The following is a 25,540-nucleotide window of genomic DNA, read 5'->3' on the forward strand; positions in this document are numbered from 1 at the left end:
TCTCAGCATGGAGCGCATTCACTTCATCGGCATAGGCGGGGTCGGCATGAACGGCCTTGCCCAGTTGGCCGCCCAATCCGGATTCGAAGTAACCGGCTCCGACCGGGCCTACAGCCCCGATGCCGAAATTTTCCAAGGTCTGGAAAATCTCGGCATTATTATTTCTGATCAGGATGGAAGCGGCATAACCGAAAACACCAATGCCGTGGTGTTTAGCACCGCCATAGAATCCAACAATCCAGACCTCCAACAATCCAGGTCTTTAAACATTCCCTTGCTCCACCGGTCGATATTCCTGAAGGAGCTTGTCGGAGACGGCGAATTGATTGCCGTCGCCGGAACGGCCGGAAAAACCACCACCACCGGCCTCCTTGGCTGGATTTTCGAAAGCCTTGGAAAAGACCCGTCCGTCTATAACGGAGCATCCGTTCTGAACTGGAAAACCCCCTCAACTCCGGGGAATGTCCGCAAGGGCTCATCCAGCCTCTGGATTATCGAGGCGGACGAATCTGACAAATCGTTCCTCGCATTCCACCCAACCCATACGATTATCACCAACATCTTCAAAGACCACTACGAACTCGACGAGCTGCACGCCCTGTTCGACCAGTTTGAATGCCAGACCTCTGGCATCACCATTCGGGGGCCCGTTGCTGCAAACATTGACCTGACGGTTCCAATGCTCGGAAAGCACAACCACGAAAATGCCCGCTGCGCTGAGGCTCTTTGTGCCAAGCTCGGCCTTGATATGGGACTCGTGCGCGATGCCATCGCACAGTTCAAGGGCATTGAACGCCGGTTGGAAATCGCAGGCGAAGCAGGAGGCGCCACAGTCCTTGACGACTATGCCCATAATCCAGCGAAAATTGAGGCATCCCTTTCCGCTGTTGCTGAGGCATACGGCACGGTTCATGCGTTCTGGCGTCCTCACGGCTTTACGCCTTTGTTTCAAGGCATGGACGAGCTGGTCAAAGCATTTTCCCTCCACTGGAATAAAAACGGCGGATCCATCATGATCCTGCCGGTCTACTATGCAGGCGGAACCGTCGACCGCAAAACGTCGTCGGAAGAACTGGTCGCCCGCCTCAACGCGCGGGATGTTCCTGCTCTTCTCGTACCGGATTACACGATCCTGAAAACCGAACTTGAACAGCGGGCAAAACCGGGCGAGGCCATCCTTGGAATGGGCGCGCGCGACCCCGAACTGCCCTTGTTCGCCAAACGACTGGTAGCCGAATGGAAAATGCCCTAATCATCGAAAGCCCTCAAAATCCGCGTGTAAAAGCGGCGGTCAAGCTACGCAAGAGCAACGTGCGGCGGCAAACCGGAGAAACCCTCGTGGAAGGATACCGCGAAATTCTTCGCGCCAGCGATAGCGGTTGGCGGTTTAAAGAACTCTACTGCTGTCCAGAGCTATATCTAGACCTTGAGGCAGACAAACTGGTTTCCAAGATCCGCAGCAGCGGCGTAACCGTTTATCTATGTTCGGAAACGGCCTTCCGCAAAATGTCGTACCGCGACACGTCAGATGGACTTATGGCGCTTTCCCCGCTGGTGGGCAAAAAACTCGACGAGCTAAAACTGCCCGACAATCCATTGCTGCTGATTGCCGAGGATCTTGAAAAACCGGGCAATCTGGGCACCATTCTGCGCACAGCCGATGCCACCGGCGTCGATGCGGTCATTGCCTGCGACCACAAAACCGACATCAACAATCCCAATGTAATCCGCGCCAGCATCGGCACGCTGTTTTTCATGCCGGTGGCTGAGGCATCGACCGAAGAAACCCTCCTGTGGCTGAAAAAACGCGGCATCCAATCGCTGGCCGCGGTTCCGGGCGCCACGCAGGAATACACGGACATTGACATGAAAAACGGCACCGCCATCATTGTCGGCGCGGAAGACGAGGGCCTCTCGCAGACATGGATTGAAGGTGCAGACCATAAAGCCAGCATTCCAATGCTTGGAAGAAACGATTCGCTAAATGTTTCCACCGCGGCGGCCATCCTCCTCTATGAAGCCGTTCGCCAGAGGCGGAAAACCCCTTAAAACACTCGTATTTATTGCCAATCACTTTTTTTCAAAAAAAAGTTCAACGCTCCACCCTCTATACTGTCTTATGAAAGAGTTGGGCAACGACGCCTGACGAAACAAGAGTTTATTAATCAAAACTTTTGTTGCAAATGCTCAATATGGATGTATGATTTAACAAGTCGAAACGAAAGCGAAGGAGGCAGATTATGGCTACTAATCCGGCAGGAAAAGGTACAAAGACCATCGGTATCAACATGAAGTTGGAGATGGCCGAGGAACTGGAACGTCGCGCTGCTTCGATGCAGCTCTCAACAGGAGCGTATTGCAAGATTATCCTAGGAGAATGGATTAAATCCGGGAGCAAACTGAAGCTTCAGGAATCCTAGCGAACCCCAGCTGAACAACGGAAAAGAACCGGCTTTCGGAAATAACATAGGAAGCTGGTTTTTCTTTTTTTAGCCCCCGATGCTGTGACACTCTTTTCCCATGAACGAGCCCAACAGCTTTACAATTATTGGAACCGGTGCCGTAGGCGGGTACTACGGAGGCTTGCTTCAACACGCGGGAGCGGACGTCCATTTTCTGCTTCATAACGACTATGCTCATGTCAGCGCCAATGGTTTGATCATCGAATCTGTTAACGGCGGGTTCCAACTTCCAAATGTTCAGGCCTACAGCAACCCAGCCAACCTGCCGCATTGCGATGTTGTCGTGGTGGCGCTGAAGACCACGGCCAACGCAGCGTTGCACGATATACTCCCACATGCCGCCAAAGACGGGAATATTGTGCTTACTTTGCAGAACGGTCTTGGCAGCGAAGAGGAAATGGCTTCCATTGCCGGCGCACAAAATGTGATCGGAGGTTTGTGCTTTCTTTGCTCCAACAAGATTGCTCCAGGACATATCCGTCATCTGGACTATGGACTAATCACCCTCGGCGAATACCGGTCCGACGGCATGCCCGGCGGCATCACCCCGCGTCTTGAACTACTGGGAAGGCGACTGGCCGCCGCCGGCATTCCGATAAAGCTGGTTGAAGACCTCCCGCTTGCCCGCTGGAGAAAACTGGTTTGGAACATCCCTTTCAACGGTCTGTCCGTTGTCCGGAACGAGCTGACCGACCAACTGATCAAGAATCCGGAAACCCGTGGCTTGTGCATGGCATTAATGAACGAAGTGGCCACGGCCTCCACGGCCTGCGCTCGTCCAATAGATCCGGCCTTCATCGAAAAAATGATGACGGATACCGAAAAGATGGAACCCTATGCACCCAGCATGAAGCTTGATTTTGACCGAAGCCAGCCGATGGAAATCGAGAGCATTTACGGGAATCCTATCCGGGCTGCCAAAGCCGCCGGCGTCGCGATGCCCGAGACCGAAAAGCTGTACCGTCAGTTGCTGGCACTAAACCCCGCTATTTAGACGCAGTTGCAATTAGCGTCGATTTCATGGATAACCTCCGTGCATTCACCCCGAGGAATTTCATGATTAACCTAGACGATACAACGCATGCGGTAAAACAGGTCCGGCTTATCAGTGGCGAGCTTTTTGAACTGGCTCTGGCGCGCAACGGACTGGAATTCATTCCCGGAGACTGTGTTGCCCTCTACACCGCCGACGGCAAATCGCGCCCCTACAGCATTGCGTCTGGCTCGAATGAGGACGAGCTTTGCTTTGTGATACGCATGATGGAGGGTGGCGAGGTTTCTCCTTGGCTGATGGCCAGACTGCCCGGCGACGCCGTGCGGCTCACGCCGCCCTTTGGCTGGTTCCGTCCCTGACAGGATATCGGCGACGCCCCGTTTATCTTTCTAGCCACAGGCACAGGCATCGCCCCCTTCCTCTCGTACATGCAAACCTTCAGCAAGTCGCCCGTCCATTGCCTTTACGGCGTTCGGCGCGAAGCCGATGCCGTCGGATTTTCCAGCCTTCGTGAATTTTGCCCTAGCCTACTGGCTGTCTCCCGCGAAAAAACCAGCCACCACTACGGCCGCATTACCGATCTGCTCGGCCGGCTTCCTTCCTGCAGCGAAACGCACTACTACTGCTGCGGCCTCGAAAACATGGTGAACGAGGTGTCGGAATGGCTGCAAGCCAACGACGTCGGCCTGCGACAGATCCATCGAGAGGTGTTCTTCCACAGCTAGCCGTTGTTTTCAGTTATTGTTCATTGAACTTGCACATATTTACCGATAAACAACCCCGCCATGAAAACAATTGTTGTATGTGCCCTTTATAAATTTGCAGCCTTGGACGACTTTGAAGCGTTGCGCCAACCGCTGTTCGATTTCCTGAACCAGCATGGCATACGCGGCACGCTGCTGCTGGCCGGCGAAGGCATTAACGGAACCGTGGCCGGTTCGCGCGAGGCGATCGACGCACTTCTCGCCCATCTAAAATCGGATCCGCGCCTGGCCGACCTCGAGCACAAGGAATCGTTCGACGATGCCAACCCCTTCTACTGCACCAAAGTGCGCCTCAAAAAAGAGATCGTCACCATGGGCGTTGCGGGCATCGACCCACGCCATACCGTGGGAACCTACGTCGCCCCTAAAGACTGGAATGCATTGATCAGCGATCCGGAAACGCTGCTGATCGACACGCGCAACGATTACGAAGTCAGCATCGGCACGTTCAAAAATGCCGTTAACCCCGAAACGGAATCCTTCCGCGAATTCCCCAGCTATGTGGAAAACCACCTCCATTCCTCTAAACACCGGAAGGTTGCCATGTTCTGCACAGGAGGCATCCGCTGCGAAAAGTCCACCGCCTACCTCAAGGAACAGGGCTTCGACGAGGTGCACCACCTCAAAGGCGGCATTTTAAAATATCTGGAAGAAATCCCTCAAGAAGATTCCTTGTGGCAAGGCGAATGCTTTGTCTTCGACAACCGCGTAGCCGTCGGGCACGACTTGGTCAAAGGCGATTATGATCAGTGCCACGCCTGCCGGATGCCGATTACCGAAAACGACAAGCAGAGCCCTCTGTACGAAAAGGGAGCCAGCTGCCCCCACTGCCACGGCCAGTTTTCCGCCGACCGTAAAGCCCGCTTCATGGAACGCGAGCGGCAGATCGAACTTGCCCGCAGCCGAGGCGAGGAGCACATCGGCGGCGACGCTATCCAGACTGCCGAAAAACGTCGTAAGCTGAAGCGTCTTCAGAAAGAACGCCAATAACGGCGTTCCGCTTAATGCTTCAGCGGCTCTTTCCCTTTGACGCTTTTCCCTGCGCGTTCTAAACTTTCCGGTGAATTATTTCCATTTAAAGGAGGCGTGCTGTGTCGGACGATAAGAAGCGGAAAAAGGGATACAAAAAAAACGGAAAGCTGGAGAAGGAATTTTACGAGTCCGAACTGGAACGCCTTCAGATAGAACTGGTGAAGTTGCAGGAATGGGTGAAGCACAAAGGCCTCAAGGTGGTCGTGCTCTTCGAAGGGCGCGATGCCGCCGGCAAGGGCGGCGTGATTAAACGCATCACCGAAAGCCTCAACCCGCGCGTTGCCCGGGTGGTCGCCCTCGGCAAACCGTCCGAACGCGAAGAGACCCAGTGGTATTTCCAGCGCTACGTCCCCGAGCTTCCCGCCGCCGGCGAGATCGCTCTCTTCGACCGCTCTTGGTACAACGCCGGTGGCGTCGACCGCGTCATGGGATTCTTAACGGAGGAGCAGGTGATGGAATTCTTTAAGTCCTGCCCCTCGTTCGAGCGCATGATCATTCGCTCCGGAATCATTCTGGTCAAATATTGGTTTTCGGTCAGTGACGAAGAGCAGGAGAAGCGTTTCCTGTCGCGGATCGACGATCCGACCAAACGCTGGAAACTTAGCCCGATGGATATGAAGTCGCGCGAGAAGTGGGCGGAATATTCAAAGGCCAAGGATGAAATGTTCGAGTTCACCGACATCCCAGAAGCGCCATGGTGGGTGGTTGAGGCAGACGACAAAAAGAAGGCGCGACTGAACTGCATCTCGCACCTGCTCAGCTTAATCCCCTACAAAGACCTCACCCCGGAACCGATCAAGCTTCCCCCCCGGAAAGATAAAAGCGCCTATGAGCGCCCCCCGCACGAAGAGCAAAACTTTGTGCCGCATATCTATTAAAAAATCCTCCTCGTCCTCGATCTTCGTTCTCGATTCATCGAGAACGAGCCATCAGGAGGAATGACGAGGAGGCTACGCCAACCTATCGTCAGCGATGTGCCATTCGAGGTCTTCGATAAAGCTTAACTCAACAATGTTGTCGGCCTTGTTGAGCAGTTTCAGGCACTCCTTGCTCAGGTTGAGCAGATGCAGGAACTTGCCTTGATCCGCGTAGCGTTCGGTAATGTTGTTGATGGCTTCGATACCGGAATGGTCGTAGACGCGCGCATTTTCAAAATCGATCACCACGTCTTGCGGATCGTTGAGCGGATCGAACAGATCTTTGAACGACTGGGCTGAACCGAAGAAGAGCGCGCTTTCCAGATGATACACCTTGGTGCCATGTTCGTCCGTTCGAATGTTGGCGTGGATTTTCTTGCCGTGCTCCCAGGCGAATGCCAACGCGGAAACAATGATGCCCACGAGCACGGCGATCGCGAGGTCGTGGAGCACGGTTACAACGGAAACAAGGATGATGATGAAAGCATCCATTTTCGGAACGCTGGGCAATACCCGGAAGCTCGACCATTCGAAGGTTCCAATCACCACCATGAACATAACGCCAACGAGTGCGGCCAACGGAATAATCTCCACTAACGGCGCAGCGACAAGCAGAATAGCGAGCAGGAACAATGCAGCAGCGATGCCCGACAGACGTCCTCGGCCACCGCCTCGGATATTGATCATGCTCTGCCCAATCATCGCGCAGCCCCCCATGCCGCCGAAGAAACCGTTCACCAGGTTGGCAGCCCCTTGGCCAATGCACTCTTTGTTGCCGCGTCCGCGGGTTTCTGTGATTTCATCGACCAGCGTCAGCGTCATCAGCGATTCAATCAGGCCAACCGCCGCCGCGAGCGCCGAATACGGCAGAATCATCTTAATATTGGCCCAAGTGAAGGCGACAGAAGGAATGCCAAAGGTGGGCAGGCCGGCCGCAATGGTTTCCTTGGAGGGATCCATGCCTTGGACAAAATCGAGTACATTGCGGGCTTCGTGGATGCCCGTTTTTTTCAACACGATTGAAATGACCGTTACCGTAACAATGGCCATCAGTGTGGCCGGCACAGCCTTGGTAAGCTTGGGCAGGTAAACGCTAATCGCCATGGTCAGAGCAATCATGCCTCCCATGATTGAGAAATCAATAATGGGCAGCAGATGTGCATGCTCTCCGTGGCCGACATAAAACATTTCGAATTGCGATTTGAAGATGATAATCGCCAGACCGTTCACAAAGCCAAGCATGACCGGATGCGGGACCAGACGGATAAACTTACCCATCTTCAGTATGCCGAACAGCATCTGTAAAACACCCATCAGGATAACGGCGGCAAACAGGTAGCCCTCTTTGGTCACGCCCTCGGGAAGCATGCCCGGCTGAGCCAGCTCAATCATCAGCGGAGCAAAAATGACGGCCACTGCACCGGTTGCGCCGGAGATCATTCCCGGCCGACCGCCGAAGATTGCAGTGATCAAGCCCATCATAAAGGCCGCGTAGAGGCCGACCACCGGATCAACCTTCGCCACAAACGAGAACGCCACCGCTTCCGGCACCAAGGCCAGCGCCACGGTCAGGCCGGAGAGAATGTCGTTCTTAATGTTGCGGGGCCGCTCGATCGTCAGTTTGAAAAACTTGTTGGTTTTGGTCATTTTTTAATCCCGTTAATTCGCTAAAAGCGCGCGACTATCCCACACTCTCCCTTCAACGCGAGTCTTTTTGGGGTGTTTTAAGCGAGGGTCTGGAAAATGCCTATTGGAGCGGGCGACCAAACACCGGTCGTCCACCAATCCATGGCAACAGTTCAAAATCAAGCAACGCGGAGCGCTTACGCCGACTGGTCGGTCAGCACCAGCCACAGCGCATAAATCCAGCCCAGCGCGAGGAAGTAGAGCGCGAGGGTGACCCAGAAATGCAACGTTATGCCGACTTGGAAATAGGCGGCCAGCGGAGAAATGAAGATCGCGAGAAGAACCATCACCAACTTATTGTTTTTTATGCTCATAACTGTTTCTCCGCTGTAGAGGTCATGCATCCCGTTTAGTTGAAAAGCTAAATTGCACAATACCCTTCCCTACGTCAATTCCATAGCTAATGGATCATATTTCCGGCGTATCTCTGGTATTAGATAAAAATTCTAATGGATTAACTGCGGGTGGCGTTGACACTTCGCCGGGGTTTGATAAATTTCACGGCTTATTTAACCCCGGTATCGCCGACCAAGGAGAAAACAGCATGGCCGCAAAAAAAGATTCCCCCAAAGACAGTGCTTCCGCACTCAGCACCGTAGTCGCGCAAATTCAGAAACAGTATGGCGAGGGGGCGATTGTTAAACTAGGCGACGCCTGCGCCAACCGGCATATCAAATCGATTTCCACCGGCGCACTGAACCTCGACATCGCACTGGGCATTGGCGGGCTGCCCCGCGGTCGCATCGTCGAAATCTACGGTCCGGAATCCTCGGGCAAGACCACGCTGGTTTCGCACGTAATCGCCAACGCACAGAAAGCCGGCGGTTCGGCGGCCTTTATCGACACTGAACACGCGCTCGACCCGGGCTACGCCAAAAAAATTGGCGTCGACATCGACAACCTGCTGGTTTCCCAGCCGGATTCCGGCGAAGAGGCGCTTAACATTTGCGAAGCGCTGGTGAAGAGCAACTCGCTCGACGTAGTGGTGATCGACTCCGTTGCCGCCCTCGCGCCGCGCGCCGAGCTGGAAGGCGAAATGGGACAGTCCCACGTGGGTCTGCAGGCCCGCCTAATGTCGCAGGCGCTACGCAAGCTGGTCTCCGCCATCAGCCACTCCGACTGCGTCGTAATCTTCACCAATCAGATCCGCGAAAAAGTGGGCGTCATGTTCGGCAGCCCGGAAACCACCCCCGGCGGACGCGCACTCAAGTTTTACTCCTCCGTCCGGCTCGACATCCGCCGCATCGGACAGCTGAAGGATTCGGCTGGCGTAGTGTTCGGCAACCGCACTCGCGTTAAAGTGGTGAAAAACAAAGTGGCGGCGCCGTTCACGCAGGCCGAATTCGACATTCTCTACGCTGAAGGCATTTCCTACACCGGTTCAGTGATCGACATGGCCATCGAAGTCGGCATCATCGACAAGAAAGGCTCTTGGCTTTCGATGGACGGAACGCAGCTCGGCCAAGGCCGCGACTCCGCCGTCCGCGCCCTTAAGGAAGACAAGGCACTCTGCGATTCGGTCGTCGAGCGCATCCTCAAGTCCAAAGAAGAAGCCGTCGCCGGGAAATAAACCCATGCAAATAAACCGTTCGACCGCTAAGGCGCTAAGGCGCAAAGCCGTTAATGCTTCGCGCCTTTGCGCCTTTGCGGTCATGGGCTCCATTTTTCTAGGATGCCAACCGGAAATGGTTGAGCTTCCGCCTTTCGAGGGACAGCGCGCCTACGACGAGGTTGCGGCATTGCTGGAGTTCACTCCGCGCGATGCGGGAACGCCCAACGGAAAGAAAGCGGCCGAACATATTTTACAGCGCCTGGAAGCATTCGGCATTGAGGTCGAAATAGACACCTTTAAGGACAAAACACCAGAGGGTCAAAAAACCTTCCACAATGTGTCCGGCCGAATTCCTGGGAAAAACAACCTTTGGATCGTTCTAGGGTCGCATTTTGACACAATGCCCGGAATTGATGATTTTCCGGGGGCGAACGATTCTGGATCGAGCACCGGCGTGCTGCTGGAGCTCGCGCGGATGGCGGCGCTGGCACGAGACGCGGGGCAGGTTCCGGACATTGGACTCATCTTTACGTTTTTTGACGGCGAAGAAGGCATTGCTGAATATATTCCGGGCGACGGACTGCACGGAAGCCGCCATATGGTTAAATCCATGCAACGTTCCGGTGAAATCAAAGCGATTAAGGCCATGGTGCTGCTCGACATGATTGGCGACAAGGATCTGCATTTCACGGTCCCCTACAACAGTTCGCAGGTTTTGGTTAAAGAACTGCTCAAGGCCGCCCATGCCACCGGCCACCGGGATCGTTTCTCTCTTGCCCGCGACTCCATCATCACCGACGACCATCAGCCCTTTCTTGACGCCCGAGTTCCGGCCATCGACATTATTGATTTTAAATTCGGATCCGAACCGGGGCTGAATGACTACTGGCACACCTCGGCGGACAACCTCAGCAACATTTCTACAGAAAGCCTTGAAATCACTGGGGAAATTACACTTCAACTACTGAAAAAACTAGCCTATTTTTAAATACCGACTAAAACAATGGTGTTTTATATGTTTTTGTAAAAACGGGCTTGCCAGTTTCATTCAATCCAATATTATCGATAACCTTTTACCAAAGAACCGGAGAAAACAATGGCCGAAGAATTGAAGCATTTGATCGAGCAAATCCAAAAAGAAGGGGTCGAAAAAGCCAATGAACAGGCCGAGACCATCATCTCTCAGGCAAAGGGCAAAGCCGCCAAAATCATTGCCGAAGCTGAAGAAAAATCCAATGCCGCCCTAGCCAAAGCAAAAACCGAATCGGAAGCATTTGCCGAACGTTCAGTTAAAACCCTTGAACAGGCCGCCCGCGACCTGCTGATCACTGTTGGACAGGGTTGCGAAAAAGTCGTGACTGCGGTTCTCGGCAAAGAAGTCGACGGAGCCCTCTCCGGCAACGTGCTCGAAAAAATGATTACCAGCGCGGTTGCCATGGGAAGCGGAAGCGTTCAACTGGTGGTAAGCGAAAACGACAAAGCCGCCCTGACCTCCTACTGCGCATCCATCGCCAAGAGTTCCGGACAGAGCATTGAGCTGACGTCCGACTCGGAAATCCTGAGCGGCTTCAAAGTAAGCTTTAAGGACAAAAACGTATACCTCGACTATACCGGCGAAGCCGTGGCCGAAGCACTGGCCACCTTCCTGCGTCCAGAACTCGCAAAAACGGTCAGCGTTGTTGCCCGCGAACAGCTCACCAACGCCTAACCGGAACTGACGATGGCCTACTATTCACTTGTCGCCAGCTTGCCGAACCTCCAGATCGGGGACGAACCGCCGTTTTCGACGGAGGAGTATGTCAGCAACTGCGCGCAATGGGTCACCGAGCGCGAGACTGAAATTCTCCGCAAGGTACTGCTCAAAGAAGCCGACATTGCCCCCTGCCCGCTCTGCAAAATGATTTATGATCTGGAGTGCCAGATCCGCAATGCGATTGCGCGCCACCGCGGACAGAAGCTGGGGATTGACTTCAAGGAATACCTTCAGCCCCACGACGGATTCAGCGGCACCATCGAAACGTTCGTCTCGGACGCTTTCACCCGCACCGACCCCGTTGAGCTTGAGCAGACGCTCGACCGCGGCCGCTGGAAGCTGACCGACGAGCTGATCGGGCAAAACTTCTTCGGCTTTGAAAAGGTGCTGGGCTATGGCATCCAATTGAAAATTGTCGAACGCTGGAACCGCATGGACGTGCACACCGGCAAAGAAAAGATCGAAGCCGTCATCACGGCGAATACGGAAAAAGAAGAAACCGCAGAAGCCTAGCCTCTGCGGTCGTTGCTTTTATAGGGATAGAGGAAAAAAGACTATGAGCGAAAACATCGGCAAAATCATCGGGGTGAACGGCAACCTGCTGAAGGTTGAATTCAACACGCCTGTTATCCAGAACGAAGTGGCCTATGCCTGCGTCGGCAACGGAGACCTGAAACTGAAAGCGGAAGTCATCCGAATCCGAGGCAACACGGCCGAGCTCCAGGTGTTTGAAGACACCGTCGGCCTGAAAATCGGCGACCCGGTTGAATTCACCGGCGACCTGCTCTCGGTGGAACTGGGGCCAGGCCTGCTGACCCAGGTCTTCGACGGACTTCAAAACCCGCTTCCCCGCCTGGCTGAAGAGTGCGGCTTCTTCCTGCAACGTGGCAAATACCTGCCCGCGCTGCCCCGCGACACCAAATGGGCCTACACTCCGGTCGCCAACGTTGGCGACACCGTGACTGCCGGCGACACGCTCGGCACCATTCCTGAAGGCATGTTCGACCACTGCGTAATGGTTCCTTTCGGCATCCGCGGCAAATGGACGGTTGAGTCCGTCGTTACCGCCGGCGAATACACGGTTGAAGAAGTCGTTGCTGTATTGAAAGACGACAAAGGCAACGCCCGCGAATGCCAGATCATGCAGAGATGGCCCATCAAGATGCCAATCAAGGCCTACGCGGAACGCCTGCGCCCGACCGAATCCATGGCGTCCGGCCTGCGCACGATCGACACCTTTTTCCCGGTCGCCAAAGGCGGAACCTTCTGTGTTCCGGGCCCCTTCGGTGCCGGCAAAACCGTATTGCAGCAGATTATGTCCCGTCACGCCGAGGTCGACATTGTAATCATCGCGGCCTGCGGAGAACGCGCCGGTGAAGTGGTGGAAACACTTCGTGAATTCCCCGAACTGACCGACCCGCGTACCGGCAAATCACTAATGGAACGTACGCTGATTATTTGCAACACCTCTTCCATGCCGGTGGCCGCCCGCGAAGCTTCGGTATACACCGGTGTGACGCTGGCCGAATACTATCGCCAGATGGGCCTCGACGTCCTGCTGCTGGCCGACTCCACGTCCCGCTGGGCGCAGGCGCTGCGTGAAATGTCCGGCCGCTTGGAAGAGATTCCCGGAGAGGAAGCCTTCCCGGCCTACCTCGAATCGGTAATCGCCTCCTTCTACGAACGTGGCGGCGTGGTTCGCCTGAACAACGGCGAAACCGGATCGGTCACGATCGGCGGAACCGTTTCCCCAGCCGGCGGCAACTTTGAAGAACCGGTAACGCAGGCCACGCTTAAAGTGGTGGGAGCCTTCCACGGCCTTTCCCGCGCCCGTTCCGATGCCCGTCGCTACCCGGCCATTGACCCGCTTGATTCCTGGAGCAAATATCCTTCGGTGGTGGAACTCGATAAAGTGGCCAAAGCCCGCAAGATGCTGCGCGACGGTTCCGAAGTTGGACAGATGATGAAAGTGGTCGGTGAAGAAGGCACGTCGATCGACGACTTCATTCAGTACATGAAATCAGAATACATCGACGCCACGTATCTTCAACAGAACGCCTTTGTCGAAACCGATGCCGCGAACTCTGTGGAGCGCCAGAAATATGTATTCGACCGGTTGCTGAAGCTGGTAGACACCAAAATGAAGTTTAAAGACCAGGGGCAGGCCCGCTCGTTCTTCCAGCAGCTCACACAGACCTGCCGAGACTGGAACAACAGTGAATTCCAGTCTGATGAATTTAATAAGATTGAAGAGCAAATGACTAAAACGCTCGCGGAGGTTTCTGACTATGCAGAATAAAGTTTATCATCGGATTGATCAGATCACGGGTAACGTGATTGTTGTTAAAGCCGACGGAGTAATTAACGGCGAACTGGCACAGGTTGACTCGGCACAAGGCGTCTCCCTCGCACAGGTGATACGCCTAGAAAACGAAAATGTCTTCCTGCAGGTGTTTGCCGGCGGTCGCGGCATCGGAACCGACGCCAAGGTTAAGTTCCTCGGCCGGACCATGCAGATTCCGTTCTCCGAAAACCTGCTTGGGCGCGTTTTCACAGGATCCGGCGAACCCCGCGACAACGGCCCGGAGATCAAAGAAAACATGATCGACATCGGCGGCCCTTCGGTTAACCCCGCCAAGCGTATTATTCCGCGCAACATGGTTCGTACCGGCATTCCGATGATTGATGTATTCAACACGCTCGTTGAATCGCAGAAGCTCCCGATCTTCTCGGTGGCCGGCGAACCCTACAACGAACTGCTGGCGCAGATCGCCCTGCAGGCCGAAGTAGACGTGATTATTCTCGGCGGCATGGGCCTAAAGCACGACGACTACCTCTTTTTCCGCGACAAGCTGGACGAAAGCGGCGCCCTTTCCCGTACGGTTATGTTCGTTCACACCGCATCCGACCCGACGGTTGAATGTCTGCTCGTGCCGGACGTAGCGCTGGCCGTTGCTGAAAAGTATGCCCAGGAAGACAAGCGCGTACTCGTGCTCCTGACCGATATGACCAACTTTGCCGACTCCATGAAGGAAGTGGCGATTACCATGGAACAGATTCCTTCGAACCGTGGTTATCCGGGCGATCTCTACTCGCAGCTGGCCGCCCGTTACGAGAAAGCCGTTGACTTTGAAGGCAGTGGATCGATCACCATTCTGGCCGTGACCACCATGCCGGGTGACGACGTAACGCACCCTGTACCGGATAACACCGGTTATATTACCGAAGGCCAGTTCTACCTGAAAAACGGCCGCATCGAGCCGTTCGGTTCGTTGTCCCGTCTGAAGCAGCAGGTTAACGACCGTACCCGCGATGACCACCGTGTTATCATGGATACCATGATTCAGCTTTATGCGAACTACAAAGAAACCCTGGAAAAACAGTCTATGGGATTCCGCATGTCGGATTGGGACAGCAAGCTGCTTAAATATGGCGAACAGTTCGAAGCCAGCATGATGGACATTTCGATGAACACTCCGCTCGAAGAAGCGCTTGATAATGGCTGGAAAATTCTGGCCGACTGCTTTGAGCCTGCTGAGACCGGCATTCAGTCCAAATACACTGACAAGTTCTGGCCGAAGCAGGCCGGCGCCCCCAAGGCCGATCAGGTGCCAGAGGAACAGGCTGAGCCCGAGCAGGAAAAAAACGCAAAACCGAAGGCTGAATCCGACAAGAAAAAGAAGGCTAAGCCCGAGCAGGAAGAAAACGCAAAACCGAAGGCTGGATCCGACAAGAAAGAAAAGGCTAAGCCCGAGAAAAAAGCGTAACCCGTGGACGGACGGTAAAAATGGCCAAAATCAAGTTAACCAAAAACGAGCTCAAGACGCAGCGTGATTCGCTTAAGCGATTCAGTCGCTACCTCCCGACACTCCAGCTTAAGAAGCAACAGCTTCAGATGGAGATGCGGCGCCTTGACCAGGAAATTCTGGTTAAACGCGATGAAGAACAGGAAGCCCGCGCCAAACTCAGCTCGTGGATTCAGCTCTACTCCGAGCCGATCGATCTCAGCCCGTATGCCGAGCTTGAAACGCTTAAAACTTCGCTTGGCAATATTGCCGGTGTGAGCATCCCGATTCTCGACGACCTCGTGTTTAAAAAGATTCCTATTAACCTGTTTGAAACAGAGCCCTGGACTGATGAAGGGACCAGAACACTTAAACAGCTGACGCGGCTTCGCGTTGAGCGCCAGATCCTCGAAGAGCAGCACCGCCTGCTCGGAGACGAGCTTCGCACAACCACCCAGCGTGTGAACCTCTTCGAAAAAGTGAAGATTCCGGAAGCCAAGGAAAACATCCGCGTAATCCGCATCTTTATGGGCGACCAGCAGACGGCCGCCGTTGCCCGCTCCAAAATTGCCAAAGGGAAAAACGCATGATCGTTAAGATGAAAAAACTGACGCTCCTTTGCACCCCTACGCAACAGAAGCAGACGCTTGAAAAGCTGCGCGAGCTTAAAGTGGTTCATGTGGAGCATGTCCAAGCGCCGGAAGGTTCCGAGCTTGATCAAGCCCGAAACCATTTGCTTTATGTGCAGCGTGCCCGGGAAGTGCTCACCTCGCGCCCCGATGCCGACCCGACAGGCAAAGATGGCGACCAACTGGTAGACACCGTCTGGAAGTTAATCCACAAGGAAAAGGAACTGAAGGAAACCCTCCAAGCCTTGGAACACGAACACGGCCGCATCACCCCGTTCGGCGAGTTTGATCCCCGAGAAATCGTCAAGCTCAACGAAGGTGGCCTTTTTGTGAAGCTCTACGAGCTTCCGGTCAAGGACACGCCAGAAGTTCCTGACGGCATTGCGATCAGCGAAATCAGCCGCGATAAAACCTTGATCTACGTTCTGGCCGTCAGCCGGGAAGAATTCGCTATTCCGGCGCACGAAGTGAAACTGCCGGATCGTTCGCATTCGCGCATCCTCCACCACATTGAAAAAACAAAAAAAGCGCTGGAAGAAACCGAAATTGAATTCCAGAAATATGCCGGCGACAAACTGCTCGTCGAGCAGGTAGCTAGCAACGCCGCGGATTCGGTTAAATATTTGGAAGTGCAGAGCGGAATGGGAGCCGAACAGGCTGTTGCTTACCTGAAGGGATTCTATCCCGTAGACCGCGAGGATGACCTTATTGCGGCGGCGCAGGAAAACGGCTGGGGCTACCAACTCGAAGATGTTGATGCCGAAGACGCACCACCCACCCTGCTCCGCAATCCGAAATGGGTTTCCCCCATCAAGGCGGCGCTCGATATGATCGGCGTGGTGCCGGGCTACAAGGAGCTGGACGTTAGCGCCCTGTTCCTTATTTTCCTCAGCATCTTCTTTGCCTTCATCATTGGCGATGCAGGATATGGGTTGCTGTTCATTGGTTTGACACTCTTTGGAAAATTAAAAACCAAAGGCAACGCCGCTGCACAGCCGGGCTTGAACCTGATGATGGTCATGAGCGCCTTCTGCGTTATCTTCGGCGTGCTCACCGGGAACTATTTCGGCATCCGGCTTGAAAGCCTTCCCGCTCCTTTTCAGGCGCTCTCGAGCAGCTATATGACGGGCAAGATGGCTGATGGAAGCTGGAACTCCGATCTGGCCGCCAAGAACGTCATGTTCATCTGCTTCTCCATCGGAACCATTCATATTTCTATCGCGCATGTATGGAATCTGATTCGCAAGATCAATTCCGTTGCCTGCCTGCAGGATCTTGGATGGCTCTGCTGCACTTGGATGCTCTTTGGCGTGGTGCTGAACATGGTACTGAATATTGAGCTCCCGACCTGGGTGACCGCTTCGCAGCTTCCAATGCTTGGAACCGGCATCGGCCTCATCGTCCTGAGTCTGGTAATGACCAAATCCTATTTCGGGCTGGTTACGCTTGCGCTGGATGTCATCAACAACTTCGTGGATATCATCTCATACGTTCGCTTGTATGCTGTAGGCGCCGCCTCTTTGGCGATTGCCCAGGCCTTCAACGGAATGGCCTTCCCAGAGGGGGAAGCCATTAAGTTTACCATTGGAGGCGCCCTGATTCTTTTCGCCGGCCATGCCTTGAATATTATTCTCGGGGCGATGGGCGTGATGGTTCACGGCATTCGACTGAACACTCTCGAATTTTCCAGCCATGCCGGCGTTGAGTGGGCAGGTATACACTTCAATCCTTTTAAAAAATCAAACGACAACCTTTAACAAATAGAATTCATCAACCGGAGGAAATATTATGTTAGATCTAGCACCTGAACTTGCACCCGCAATGATTAAGCTCGGCGGAGCCGCCGCGCTCGCATTCGCAGCCATTGGATCCGCACTGGGCACCGGAACGGCCGGCATGGCTGGTATTGGCGCATGGAAAAAATGCTACCTGCAAGGCAAGCCTGCTCCGTTCATTCTACTCGTATTTATCGGCGCGCCACTGTCTCAGACGATTTACGGACTGCTGTTGCTTCTGTCTTTCAACAAAATGGCTCTAGCTGAAACAGCTGCGGTTATGTGGCCGGCCGTTCTTGGCGCAGGCATCATCGGAGGCATTGCCATGGGCATGTCTGCTTGGTACCAAGGCAAGGCCGGCGCAGCAGGCTCCGACGCCATGGCAGAAACAGGCCAGGGATTCGGTAACTACCTAACCACGCTTGGTATCGTAGAAACCGTCGCCCTCTTCGTGATGATCTTCATCCAGATGGCCCTCAAATAAGAACGTAAACGGAGCATCCTGCTCCGTTTGCACGGGCTACACGCCTGAAAATACCCAACGAAGCAAGATGCTTCGTCTACGAAAAACGCCCCGGAGCAATCCGAGGCGTTTTTTTTGTTCAAGGTAAGTAGTCCCGCCCTTAGACGGTTCGTGCGCAGAGCCGCCTAAAGGCGGGACTACGAACTTTTTTATCTATCCCCACTTGCCTTTGTTCATATGGCCCTGCATTTCCGTCATGGAAAGCTTCATCTGAATGTAGGACGCCTTGAGGCTTTGCTCAAAAACCTTCACACATCCCGGATCGAGCGCATCCTTTATGCCGGCTTCGCAAACGCGCTCAATCTGGCGGGCTAGGTCGATCAACTGCGCATGAAGCGCATTGGTATAGCGAGAGCGCTCTATCAAGTTGGCCGCAGCATCATCGAGTGCAGTAAACTTTTCAGCAGCCGCTCCGCATTTTGGGCAATTCTCACAAACCTCGTCGCCATCGTGAATGTATCCGCATACTTCGCATTTCCATTTCTTCATGTTGTACTCCTTAGTTAGGTAACATGAAGTTTAAAACCAATACGCAGGAAATCAAGTTCAGCCTTCCCACATTTGCCTTTCCGGCTTTTGGCGGGTTATGCATAATGTGCGCCATGAAACTACAGACCGTTATTCAAACCTTGGAAGACATCGCCCCGCTGCACATTGCCGAAGACTGGGACAATGTTGGATTGCTGATCAATCCGCTGCGCCCGCGCAACGTGAAAAAGATCCTGCTGACGATCGACCTGACCGAAGCCGTGGCCGACGAGGCCATTGCAGGAAAGGTTGACCTGATCATGGCCTACCACCCGATCCTGTTCCGCCCCGCGAGCCGCCTGAATGCGGACAATGCCTACGACCGCACGGTCATGAAGCTGATTCAGAAAAACGTTGCGGTCTACTCCCCCCACACCGCGCTCGATGCGGTTATCGGCGGCGTGAACGACTGGCTGGCTGACGGCGTCGGCGAAGGCGAGGTTTCGGTTCTCCAACCTTTGGGAAACTCCGATGCCGGCCAAGGACGCCTCGTTGAGCTGAAAAAACCGGTTAAGCTCAAAACACTGACCCAACGCATAAAGAAGCATCTAGGGTTGAAAACATTGCGGATCGCATCAGCATCCAAAGATGGACCCGTCCAGACCGTCGCACTTTGCGCCGGGGCCGGAACCGATGCTTTCAAGGGCATTCAGGCCGATTGCTACCTGACCGGGGAGATGAGCCACCATAACGTGCTGGCTTCGACTTTAAACGGTTCGCACGTCATTCTTTGCGAGCATACCAACACCGAACGCGGCTATCTCCCCGTTTTTGGAAAAATTCTCCGCAAAGCGCTGGGCAACGGGGTTGACATCTGCGTGTCGGAAATAGATTCTGACCCGATTAAATTTAACTGATAGAGGACTGCTAAAATGGCCAAGAAGAAAAAATCAGCCTACGCCGAAGCGGGCGTGGATATTGACGTAATGATGAATTCGCTCAAGCGGATCGGAAAAAAAGTTAAAGCCACCAACACCTCCGGCGTGGTCAGCGAGCTCGGTTCGTTCGGCGGACTGTTCAAATCGCCCGGCAAAGAAAACCTGCTGGTCAGCAGCGTCGACGGCGTCGGCACCAAACTGAAAGTCGCCAACATGGCCGGCAAGCACAACACCGTCGGCCAGGACCTCGTCAACCACTGCGTGAACGACATCCTCGTTCAGGGCGCGCATCCCCTCTTCTTCCTCGACTATCTCGGCACGGCCTCGCTGGCGCCCAAAGTGTTTGAAGACGTCGTCGGCGGCTTCTGCAAAGCCTGCAAAGAAAACGGCGCGGCCCTGCTCGGCGGCGAAACCGCTGAAATGCCCGGCCTCTACCCGAACGGCGAGTACGACCTCGTCGGCACCATCGTCGGCACCGTTGAGCGAAAGAAGCTCATCACCGGCCAGAAAATAAAAAAGGGCGACGTCCTCATCGGCCTTCCCTCCACCGGCCTGCAAACCAACGGCTACTCCCTCGCCCGCAAGGTCATTTTCGAGACCGCCGGCAAGAAGCTCTCCGACCTCGTGCCCGGCACCAAGGTGACCTTTGAGAAAACCCTGCTGGCCATTCACAAGAGCTACCTCAATCCCGTTAGCGCGGTCATGAAGAAGGTCAGCATCCACGGCATGGCACACATCACCGGCGGCGGTCTCTACGACAACGTCCCGCGCGTACTGCCCGACAACGTTGACGCCGTATTCGACCGCGCCGCCTGGAAGACGCCCGCCATCTACGAATTCATCGAAGAGCAAGGCAAAGTCGACCACGAAGAAATGTACCGCGTCTTCAACATGGGTATCGGCTACGTGCTAATGGTCGGAAAGAAGGACGTCGAGCAGACTCTGAAAACCCTCAAAGCCAACAAGCAACGCACCATCATCGTAGGCGAAGTGGTTGCCGGCTCCGGAAAATCGGTTCTGATCAACTAAGCCCCAATCACCCGCGGTGAGCCAGTCGAACCATTGGAACACGACAAAGGCGGGATAATCGATCCCGCCTTTATTCATGATTCAATACTGGGGATCAGTAATAACAATTCGCAATTCTAATGCAAATTCCGGTATTGACTTCCTCTCCGCTCAGGTTGGTCGGAAGCTCCACCTCTAGCGGGGTTTAAGGGAAATTAAGCCGGCATTGAAAGTTTGAGCCCTACAATACCCGCAATGATGAACGCTACGCTTATCAGGCGCCCCGTATTGGCTGGCTCTCCAAACAGTACGATTCCGAGGATCACGGTGCCGACAGCACCTACGCCGACCCATACGCTATAGGCTGTGCCGACCGGGAGTGTCTCCATAGCAATACCCAGTAGCCACAGACTGATAATCATCGCCAAAACCGTCCAAACAGTCGGCCACAGCCGAGAGAATCCAGCCGTGTACTTCAACCCAATAGCCCATCCCATTTCAAACAGTCCTGCGAGAACAAGAATAGCCCAAGTCATAATTCTTCCCTTTCTAGTCTTGGGGTCGTCCCCGATAAATGATGGAGCGGTGAGGTCGTCCTCACCTCCGTTCAAACGGCCAGCCCTCACCTCTTCAACAGATGGAGCTTCGGTCCTGCTTGTCTTTCGCTTCGTTGAGTTCCTCGCTTTACCTAGTGGGGCTTGGTGGTGGTTAGAGATGTTATTCCGTGAATCTTTCCATTGCTTGTGGATTTGTGAATACAGCCATTCCTGTAGTCATTAACCGAAAACCTAATTTCTTATAGAATCCTTCCATTCCAGAGGTTGCATAAAGAATAAGGTTACAAGTTGGAAGTTTATCTGAAATGGTTTAAATGATGGTTTTTCCAATTCCTTTTCCTTGGGTTTCGGGAAGGGCAGCAACATCGTAAATTGCTCCCTGATATTCTCCATCCGATATTGCTCTTCCAAATCCAAGCAGTTGGAAATTTCATTAACAAACACCGTTGTGTGAGTGGCTTCAAAAGCGCTTCGGTGAACCACTGGTTCATGATAGGCCATTCCAACTTCTTTCAGTGACTCAGTAATGGTCTTCCAGTCAACGTCAGAACAATCTGTTATGATTTTGAGCTCCATATTCTTTCATGTGTAAAACGTTAAATCCACTTTGCATTACGCTTTGACCTCATTCGCCGGCATTCACCGGAGCAGGCTTTCTCGATTGGTTGGGTTCCCTTATATAACCATAGCGGAGAAAGTACTTCGCTTGCTCAATCCAGTCACCAGAAGGATAGTTACAATAAACTTTTAATATACATACCAAATGTATGCAGTTCAGTCCAATCATCTTGATTCTGGACAAGCCACGCATCCGCAGCTGCACCCGTGAGCGCGAAAAACAGTGTAATACTCAATGCACATTTCATATCAGTTCTCCGGCAATTCGAATCGTCATTTCCGTTTCGATTCAGAGAAATGTCAGAACTCAAGAGACGCTGACTTCAACCCCTTACCCGTAAGGATGATTTTTGCCGGAGAGGTTCCCTCTTTCGAGCGGATAACCAGCAACATGGTGCCATTGGCGGCTTCGCGTTCAGCATCCTGAAAGCAACCTTTATAGAACAGGTTGCCGGTGTCGATGCCGAGCAGCTCCGCGCTTCCGGAAACATCAACGTTAATGCGGTTGGTTGCTTCCGGATTCAAACGCCCTTTGGCGTCCACGAGAGAGACTTCAATCAGGTTGATGTCCACGCCGTCTTTTTTCATGGAGTTCCAAACGGGTTTGGCAATGATTTTCACCGGTTGGTCTGCGGTTTCGAGTTTCTGGCTCAGCACCGTCTTCCCGTTGCCATATCCAACCGCTTCCAACATACCGGCTTCATACTCCACGTCCCATTCCGTGCGAAACTTCATGAAGTCCACCTTCTGCCGGCCCAGCGTTTTTCCATTCAACTTCAGTTCAATCTCTTCGCAGTTGCTGTAGACGGTCACATACTTTTTGCCCCCCTTGCTCCAGTTCCAGGAAAACCGCTCAGAGGAATCATTGTAGACCCGCTCGCCGGTAACCGGAACGGTTTCATACCGTCGGCTGGTATCAAACGGGAGCTCGGAAGCGGTAATGTTGATTACGGGTTTAACTCCTTCATTCCAGGCCGCGTCAAACAACGCGCCGCCCGGCAGAAGCTCGCACTGCATATTCAACAATGATGCCAGCCAACCGCGCAGACCGCTCTTTGGCGCCTTCACTTCCCCGAAATACTGAATGCCCGTCCAAATAAACTGGCCGATCACATACGGGATATCGCGTGAAGCCGTATAATAATCGACTTCGTTGCGCGACGTTTCACTACCCAGCATCAGCTGGTTCGGGTAACGTTTTCGTTCGAGCCGGTAGCACTCTTCCGCCTGTTTTTCCTGTCCATAGTTTTCCCGGACATAGTTATAGCCGAGCACCTCAAACTCTTTCATGTTGCCGGCCAGTGCCCCGTTGTTGCCCAGCGCCACCGGTCGGGAGCTGTCCGCACGGCGACAGATTTCCAGCAATCTGCGGCAGTTTTCCTGCGTCTTTTCCGGCTCGGAACGGAAATCGGGAATTTCATTGCCGATACCGTACATGACTACACTTGGATGGTTGCGATCGCGCTGAATGGTTTCGGTCAAATCCGTTTGCGCCCATTGATTAAAATCAAACCCATAGGCATAACCCGCTTTAGAGGTATTGTTCTCTGTAAAGTTATAGCCCCACGCGCTGGTCCATTCGTCAATGATCTCATCCTTTACATAGAAGCCCATCTCATCACATAAATCATAAAACTCCGGCGCAAACGGATTGTGTGAGGTGCGTATTGCGTTGCATCCGATATCCTTCAGCTTCTGCAGGCGGTAACGCAGCACTTTTTCCGGAACAGCCGAGCCGACACTGCCGCCGTCATGATGAAGACATACCCCTTTCAGAATAGTACGCTCGCCATTAACAAACAGCCCCTTCCCATTAACGTATTCCACCTTGCGAACACCGAATCTTGTCACTTGGTCGTCCAGTACCTTTCCGTCGAATTCGATCTCACTCTTCAGCGTATAGAGGTAGGGATTGGTGTCGGACCAGCGGTTCGGCTGCATCACCTCAATATCGAGACCGATGGTAAAATCCTTGTCGTAGTTGTAGATATCAGCCTTCTTTTCTCTGCGCGCAACTTCGTTGCCGTCGGCATCATAAATAATGGAGCGGATAGTGCAGTCATGCGGAATCGGCTCATGGCTCCATCGGTCTTCCTCTCGGAGCCATTTATTCTTTTTGTACAGCTTGATTTCCTTGTCCGAGAAAAAGCTGCCGATGATTTTATATTTTGTATTCACCACTGCTTTATCCACTTCTGCCGCCGGTGTGGTAATAAACACGCCGTCACGATTCCGAAAACGGACAAATGCGGTCTGAATAAGATGTACATTCCGGTAGATCCCCGAACCGGAATACCAGCGCGATCCAGCCGGCACAGAATTATCCACCCGTACCGCAATTACATTCCTACCCCCGAATTCCAGCGCCGATGTGATATCATATTGAAACGAAGCATAACCGAACGGACGGCGTCCCAGATAGCGCCCGTTTACCCACACCTCCGAATTCCGGAACACGCCGTCAAACTGGATGGTAAACTGCTTATTCTGCTTCTCTTTCGGAATGGTGAATTCTTTGCGGTACCACCCAATGCCTTCCGGAAAAAATCCGCCGCGGAAGCCCAGATATTTATCGGATTGGTACCCTCCTTCAATGCTCCAGTCATGAGGCACGTTTAACCTTCGCCAATCGGAATCATCAAATCCCGGCTCCCGGTATTCCGGATTATCCGACAATGAAAACGTCCAGCCCTCGTTAAACAGGCGCTGCTGCCGAACCTGCGTTTCCACGGCCAACGAGCCCACTGCTACAAATAGAACAACTGCCAACATCCATCTCATCCGATTCGTCTCCACTATTCCCCAGAGGCCTGTTTGACCTTTGCATTCTCTTTTTCAATTCGCTCTTTCTGCACCTTGCTCAACCCCATGGAATAGTAGATTTCGGGGCGGAAATAGTTGCTGTGCTTCTTCATTCCCGGATCTTGCACATCCTGGCTCAGGTCACAGTCAAAACGCATCAGCACGGTTGCTCGGCCATCGCCCTTGTTGCCACGGGTGGCTCTGATGTTATGACATAGCCCCCAGGTGATGCCTCGGCCGTCTTTCGTATCCGTAAACGCATCCGGAATGTATGGTCCACCCGCAGCGGGCATCATAGAAGTGATGGCCTTTACCTCAAAATTCACGCCGTCGAGCGACCACTGGACCGTGAAATGCTCGTTGCCGTCGCGGATGCACAAAGCGGCAATCCCCTCCTTGTATGGGAACAGCGTGGTCTCATGCCCGGAGTTGAGCACCGGGTTGAGCGGATGTTTTTCGAATGGCCCCAGCGGGTTGTCGGCAATGGCGACACCCTGCATCCGAACGCGGTGCGTCTTCTCGTCAAAGTCGGACTTGTAGTAGATATAGATTTTGCCGTCATGCACCAGCGGATACGGATCGTGGATGGATTTGCTGTCCCAGGTTCCTTCGGGACCATTGGGAATGACCACCTGGTTGACCGGCGTCCACGGGCCATCCACAGAGTCGGCCACGGAAACGGCAACCGGGCAGTAATCGCCCGCTTCTTCAGGCCAGATACTGAAGGCCTGGTAATACATGTAGTATTTTCCTTCCCACTCCAGAACATCGGCGGTGGAAACCGAGCGCCAACCGGGATTTGGCTTTTCGGCCATTGGAATGGCCACGCCCTGCTCGGCCCAAGTAAATCCATCTTCGGAAGTCGCATACCAAATTTCGCTGAGATCCCAGTCACGCGTAGGAACCTCCTCCGTAGCCCCTTTAACAAAACCGACCTTATGCCCGGTGTCGCGATGCGTGTACCAGACATAATATTTCCCGTTCTTGAAGATTACCTTGGAAGGATCGCGACGGGTGATGGTGCCGTCAAAGTTGTTGTAATCCAGCCCCTTCAGCTCCGTGTATTTAAAAAGGGAAAAGAACTCATTATCCTCCGGCCGTGCAGCAGGATAACGATCATAATTGCGTTCCAGCGCTGCGCTCAGCTGACGATCCGGCTTTTCTGAGGGAAGGATCCAAGGAAATCCATCATCCAACTTTGCTGTTGTGGTCTGGCATCCGCTCATTGATATTACAATCGCAAATCCTGACAGAACATATCCAATTATTTTCATAAA

The 25,540-nt window shown here is 53.6% G+C and carries 26 protein-coding genes; 19 read left to right on the forward strand and 7 right to left on the reverse strand.

The features are described from left to right. The first annotated feature begins 7 nt into the window (after nucleotides 1–7). The 8 genes from SCARR_RS04580 (at nucleotide 8) to ppk2 (ending at nucleotide 6,130) form a co-directional block, all read left to right on the forward strand. Nucleotides 8–1,252 carry a Mur ligase domain-containing protein gene (locus SCARR_RS04580; RefSeq protein WP_136060334.1) on the forward strand — a complete coding sequence of 415 codons (1,245 nt, stop codon included), beginning with the start codon at nucleotides 8–10 and terminating at the stop codon, nucleotides 1,250–1,252. After that, nucleotides 1,237–2,049 (forward strand): TrmH family RNA methyltransferase, encoded by an 813-nt coding sequence (locus tag SCARR_RS04585; protein ID WP_136060335.1) that lies wholly within the window; start codon nucleotides 1,237–1,239, stop codon nucleotides 2,047–2,049. The genes SCARR_RS04580 and SCARR_RS04585 overlap by 16 nt, the downstream gene beginning before the upstream one ends. Nucleotides 2,050–2,240: 191 nt before the next feature. Then, nucleotides 2,241–2,420, forward strand: coding sequence for a hypothetical protein (locus SCARR_RS04590; RefSeq protein WP_136060336.1), 180 nt, complete (start codon nucleotides 2,241–2,243; stop codon nucleotides 2,418–2,420). 100 nt (nucleotides 2,421–2,520) lie between these two features. Next, nucleotides 2,521–3,456 carry a putative 2-dehydropantoate 2-reductase gene (locus tag SCARR_RS04595; RefSeq protein WP_136060337.1) on the forward strand — a complete coding sequence of 312 codons (936 nt, stop codon included), beginning with the start codon at nucleotides 2,521–2,523 and terminating at the stop codon, nucleotides 3,454–3,456. A 62-nt stretch (nucleotides 3,457–3,518) separates the two neighbouring features. Further along, nucleotides 3,519–3,815, forward strand: coding sequence for an FAD-binding oxidoreductase (locus tag SCARR_RS04600; RefSeq protein WP_168432999.1), 297 nt, complete (start codon nucleotides 3,519–3,521; stop codon nucleotides 3,813–3,815). A gap of 24 nt (nucleotides 3,816–3,839) precedes the next feature. Continuing rightward, the gene (locus SCARR_RS04605; RefSeq protein ID WP_281281165.1) at nucleotides 3,840–4,181 is read left to right on the forward strand and encodes a hypothetical protein; all 342 of its coding nucleotides are present in this window, start codon (nucleotides 3,840–3,842) and stop codon (nucleotides 4,179–4,181) included. Nucleotides 4,182–4,241: 60 nt separating this feature from the next. Beyond that, on the forward strand, nucleotides 4,242–5,210 hold the full coding sequence (gene trhO, locus SCARR_RS04610; protein WP_136060340.1) for an oxygen-dependent tRNA uridine(34) hydroxylase TrhO: 969 nt from the start codon (nucleotides 4,242–4,244) through the stop codon (nucleotides 5,208–5,210). A 101-nt stretch (nucleotides 5,211–5,311) separates the two neighbouring features. Next, the gene (gene ppk2 / locus SCARR_RS04615) at nucleotides 5,312–6,130 is read left to right on the forward strand and encodes a polyphosphate kinase 2 (RefSeq protein ID WP_136060341.1); all 819 of its coding nucleotides are present in this window, start codon (nucleotides 5,312–5,314) and stop codon (nucleotides 6,128–6,130) included. Nucleotides 6,131–6,202: 72 nt separating this feature from the next. Here ppk2 and SCARR_RS04620 read toward each other — a convergent pair whose 3' ends face one another. Together SCARR_RS04620 and SCARR_RS04625 are read right to left on the reverse strand one after the other, a co-directional pair. Further along, complete coding sequence (locus tag SCARR_RS04620) at nucleotides 6,203–7,816, reverse strand: SulP family inorganic anion transporter (protein WP_136060342.1); 1,614 nt, start codon at nucleotides 7,814–7,816, stop codon at nucleotides 6,203–6,205. A 176-nt stretch (nucleotides 7,817–7,992) separates the two neighbouring features. Further along, nucleotides 7,993–8,169, reverse strand: a complete 177-nt coding sequence (locus SCARR_RS04625) for a YqaE/Pmp3 family membrane protein (RefSeq protein ID WP_136060343.1) — start codon at nucleotides 8,167–8,169, stop codon at nucleotides 7,993–7,995. Between the two features lie 230 nt (nucleotides 8,170–8,399). Here SCARR_RS04625 and recA point away from each other — a divergent pair, with 230 nt between their 5' ends. From recA to SCARR_RS04670, 9 genes are all read left to right on the forward strand, one after another. Further along, a complete protein-coding gene (recA, locus tag SCARR_RS04630) occupies nucleotides 8,400–9,425 on the forward strand; it encodes a recombinase RecA (protein WP_136060344.1) in 1,026 nt (341 codons plus the stop codon). 4 nt (nucleotides 9,426–9,429) lie between these two features. Beyond that, nucleotides 9,430–10,395 (forward strand): M28 family peptidase, encoded by a 966-nt coding sequence (locus tag SCARR_RS04635; protein WP_136060345.1) that lies wholly within the window; start codon nucleotides 9,430–9,432, stop codon nucleotides 10,393–10,395. Nucleotides 10,396–10,503: 108 nt separating this feature from the next. After that, nucleotides 10,504–11,115: a hypothetical protein gene (locus SCARR_RS04640; RefSeq protein ID WP_136060346.1), complete on the forward strand. Its 612-nt coding sequence runs from the start codon at nucleotides 10,504–10,506 to the stop codon at nucleotides 11,113–11,115. 12 nt (nucleotides 11,116–11,127) lie between these two features. Then, on the forward strand, nucleotides 11,128–11,673 hold the full coding sequence (locus SCARR_RS04645; RefSeq protein WP_136060347.1) for a DUF2764 family protein: 546 nt from the start codon (nucleotides 11,128–11,130) through the stop codon (nucleotides 11,671–11,673). A 43-nt stretch (nucleotides 11,674–11,716) separates the two neighbouring features. After that, nucleotides 11,717–13,459, forward strand: coding sequence for a V-type ATP synthase subunit A (locus SCARR_RS04650; RefSeq protein WP_136060348.1), 1,743 nt, complete (start codon nucleotides 11,717–11,719; stop codon nucleotides 13,457–13,459). Further along, nucleotides 13,449–14,927 (forward strand): V-type ATP synthase subunit B, encoded by a 1,479-nt coding sequence (locus tag SCARR_RS04655; RefSeq protein WP_136060349.1) that lies wholly within the window; start codon nucleotides 13,449–13,451, stop codon nucleotides 14,925–14,927. The genes SCARR_RS04650 and SCARR_RS04655 overlap by 11 nt, the downstream gene beginning before the upstream one ends. Nucleotides 14,928–14,947: 20 nt before the next feature. After that, nucleotides 14,948–15,535, forward strand: coding sequence for a V-type ATP synthase subunit D (locus SCARR_RS04660; protein WP_136060350.1), 588 nt, complete (start codon nucleotides 14,948–14,950; stop codon nucleotides 15,533–15,535). Next, the gene (locus tag SCARR_RS04665; protein WP_136060351.1) at nucleotides 15,532–17,331 is read left to right on the forward strand and encodes a V-type ATP synthase subunit I; all 1,800 of its coding nucleotides are present in this window, start codon (nucleotides 15,532–15,534) and stop codon (nucleotides 17,329–17,331) included. Before SCARR_RS04660 ends, SCARR_RS04665 begins: the two co-directional genes overlap by 4 nt. A gap of 31 nt (nucleotides 17,332–17,362) precedes the next feature. Next, the gene (locus SCARR_RS04670) at nucleotides 17,363–17,833 is read left to right on the forward strand and encodes a V-type ATP synthase subunit K (RefSeq protein ID WP_136060352.1); all 471 of its coding nucleotides are present in this window, start codon (nucleotides 17,363–17,365) and stop codon (nucleotides 17,831–17,833) included. A gap of 192 nt (nucleotides 17,834–18,025) precedes the next feature. Here SCARR_RS04670 and SCARR_RS04675 read toward each other — a convergent pair whose 3' ends face one another. Next, complete coding sequence (locus SCARR_RS04675) at nucleotides 18,026–18,361, reverse strand: rubredoxin-like domain-containing protein (protein ID WP_136060353.1); 336 nt, start codon at nucleotides 18,359–18,361, stop codon at nucleotides 18,026–18,028. A gap of 23 nt (nucleotides 18,362–18,384) precedes the next feature. Here SCARR_RS04675 and SCARR_RS04680 point away from each other — a divergent pair, with 23 nt between their 5' ends. Both SCARR_RS04680 and purM read left to right on the forward strand, forming a co-directional pair. Further along, nucleotides 18,385–19,257, forward strand: coding sequence for a Nif3-like dinuclear metal center hexameric protein (locus SCARR_RS04680; protein WP_136060354.1), 873 nt, complete (start codon nucleotides 18,385–18,387; stop codon nucleotides 19,255–19,257). Nucleotides 19,258–19,272: 15 nt separating this feature from the next. Beyond that, on the forward strand, nucleotides 19,273–20,307 hold the full coding sequence (gene purM / locus SCARR_RS04685) for a phosphoribosylformylglycinamidine cyclo-ligase (RefSeq protein ID WP_136060355.1): 1,035 nt from the start codon (nucleotides 19,273–19,275) through the stop codon (nucleotides 20,305–20,307). A 194-nt stretch (nucleotides 20,308–20,501) separates the two neighbouring features. On the opposite strand, the gene sugE is transcribed toward purM, so the two are convergent. The 4 genes from sugE to SCARR_RS04705 form a co-directional block, all read right to left on the reverse strand. Then, nucleotides 20,502–20,822 (reverse strand): quaternary ammonium compound efflux SMR transporter SugE, encoded by a 321-nt coding sequence (gene sugE, locus SCARR_RS04690; protein WP_136060356.1) that lies wholly within the window; start codon nucleotides 20,820–20,822, stop codon nucleotides 20,502–20,504. 252 nt (nucleotides 20,823–21,074) lie between these two features. Then, nucleotides 21,075–21,419: a hypothetical protein gene (locus tag SCARR_RS29660; RefSeq protein ID WP_222846173.1), complete on the reverse strand. Its 345-nt coding sequence runs from the start codon at nucleotides 21,417–21,419 to the stop codon at nucleotides 21,075–21,077. 342 nt (nucleotides 21,420–21,761) lie between these two features. Beyond that, complete coding sequence (locus SCARR_RS04700) at nucleotides 21,762–24,242, reverse strand: glycoside hydrolase family 2 TIM barrel-domain containing protein (RefSeq protein ID WP_136060357.1); 2,481 nt, start codon at nucleotides 24,240–24,242, stop codon at nucleotides 21,762–21,764. 14 nt (nucleotides 24,243–24,256) lie between these two features. Continuing rightward, nucleotides 24,257–25,537 (reverse strand): glycoside hydrolase family 117 protein, encoded by a 1,281-nt coding sequence (locus SCARR_RS04705; protein ID WP_222846174.1) that lies wholly within the window; start codon nucleotides 25,535–25,537, stop codon nucleotides 24,257–24,259. Nucleotides 25,538–25,540: the final 3 nt, after the last annotated feature.

It is taken from the genome of Pontiella sulfatireligans (assembly GCF_900890705.1).
Lineage (GTDB): Bacteria > Verrucomicrobiota > Kiritimatiellia > Kiritimatiellales > Pontiellaceae > Pontiella > Pontiella sulfatireligans.

What these genes read in the sequence shown, in the direction of transcription:
- SCARR_RS04645 (WP_136060347.1), top strand. Translation starts at nt 11,128, where the DNA reads ATGGCCTACTATTCACTTGTCGCCAGCTTGCCGAACCTCCAGATCGGG.
- SCARR_RS04665 (WP_136060351.1), top strand. Translation starts at nt 15,532, where the DNA reads ATGATCGTTAAGATGAAAAAACTGACGCTCCTTTGCACCCCTACGCAA.
- SCARR_RS04700 (WP_136060357.1), bottom strand. Translation starts at nt 24,242, where the DNA reads ATGAGATGGATGTTGGCAGTTGTTCTATTTGTAGCAGTGGGCTCGTTG.
- SCARR_RS04655 (WP_136060349.1), top strand. Translation starts at nt 13,449, where the DNA reads ATGCAGAATAAAGTTTATCATCGGATTGATCAGATCACGGGTAACGTG.
- trhO (WP_136060340.1), top strand. Translation starts at nt 4,242, where the DNA reads ATGAAAACAATTGTTGTATGTGCCCTTTATAAATTTGCAGCCTTGGAC.
- SCARR_RS04620 (WP_136060342.1), bottom strand. Translation starts at nt 7,816, where the DNA reads ATGACCAAAACCAACAAGTTTTTCAAACTGACGATCGAGCGGCCCCGC.
- SCARR_RS04580 (WP_136060334.1), top strand. Translation starts at nt 8, where the DNA reads ATGGAGCGCATTCACTTCATCGGCATAGGCGGGGTCGGCATGAACGGC.
- SCARR_RS04675 (WP_136060353.1), bottom strand. Translation starts at nt 18,361, where the DNA reads ATGAAGAAATGGAAATGCGAAGTATGCGGATACATTCACGATGGCGAC.
- sugE (WP_136060356.1), bottom strand. Translation starts at nt 20,822, where the DNA reads ATGACTTGGGCTATTCTTGTTCTCGCAGGACTGTTTGAAATGGGATGG.
- SCARR_RS04680 (WP_136060354.1), top strand. Translation starts at nt 18,385, where the DNA reads ATGAAGTTTAAAACCAATACGCAGGAAATCAAGTTCAGCCTTCCCACA.
- SCARR_RS04635 (WP_136060345.1), top strand. Translation starts at nt 9,430, where the DNA reads ATGCAAATAAACCGTTCGACCGCTAAGGCGCTAAGGCGCAAAGCCGTT.
- SCARR_RS04585 (WP_136060335.1), top strand. Translation starts at nt 1,237, where the DNA reads ATGGAAAATGCCCTAATCATCGAAAGCCCTCAAAATCCGCGTGTAAAA.
- SCARR_RS04705 (WP_222846174.1), bottom strand. Translation starts at nt 25,537, where the DNA reads ATGAAAATAATTGGATATGTTCTGTCAGGATTTGCGATTGTAATATCA.
- SCARR_RS04590 (WP_136060336.1), top strand. Translation starts at nt 2,241, where the DNA reads ATGGCTACTAATCCGGCAGGAAAAGGTACAAAGACCATCGGTATCAAC.
- SCARR_RS04660 (WP_136060350.1), top strand. Translation starts at nt 14,948, where the DNA reads ATGGCCAAAATCAAGTTAACCAAAAACGAGCTCAAGACGCAGCGTGAT.
- SCARR_RS04600 (WP_168432999.1), top strand. Translation starts at nt 3,519, where the DNA reads ATGATTAACCTAGACGATACAACGCATGCGGTAAAACAGGTCCGGCTT.
- SCARR_RS04625 (WP_136060343.1), bottom strand. Translation starts at nt 8,169, where the DNA reads ATGAGCATAAAAAACAATAAGTTGGTGATGGTTCTTCTCGCGATCTTC.
- SCARR_RS04640 (WP_136060346.1), top strand. Translation starts at nt 10,504, where the DNA reads ATGGCCGAAGAATTGAAGCATTTGATCGAGCAAATCCAAAAAGAAGGG.
- SCARR_RS04670 (WP_136060352.1), top strand. Translation starts at nt 17,363, where the DNA reads ATGTTAGATCTAGCACCTGAACTTGCACCCGCAATGATTAAGCTCGGC.
- purM (WP_136060355.1), top strand. Translation starts at nt 19,273, where the DNA reads ATGGCCAAGAAGAAAAAATCAGCCTACGCCGAAGCGGGCGTGGATATT.
- SCARR_RS04595 (WP_136060337.1), top strand. Translation starts at nt 2,521, where the DNA reads ATGAACGAGCCCAACAGCTTTACAATTATTGGAACCGGTGCCGTAGGC.
- recA (WP_136060344.1), top strand. Translation starts at nt 8,400, where the DNA reads ATGGCCGCAAAAAAAGATTCCCCCAAAGACAGTGCTTCCGCACTCAGC.
- SCARR_RS04650 (WP_136060348.1), top strand. Translation starts at nt 11,717, where the DNA reads ATGAGCGAAAACATCGGCAAAATCATCGGGGTGAACGGCAACCTGCTG.
- SCARR_RS29660 (WP_222846173.1), bottom strand. Translation starts at nt 21,419, where the DNA reads ATGGAGCTCAAAATCATAACAGATTGTTCTGACGTTGACTGGAAGACC.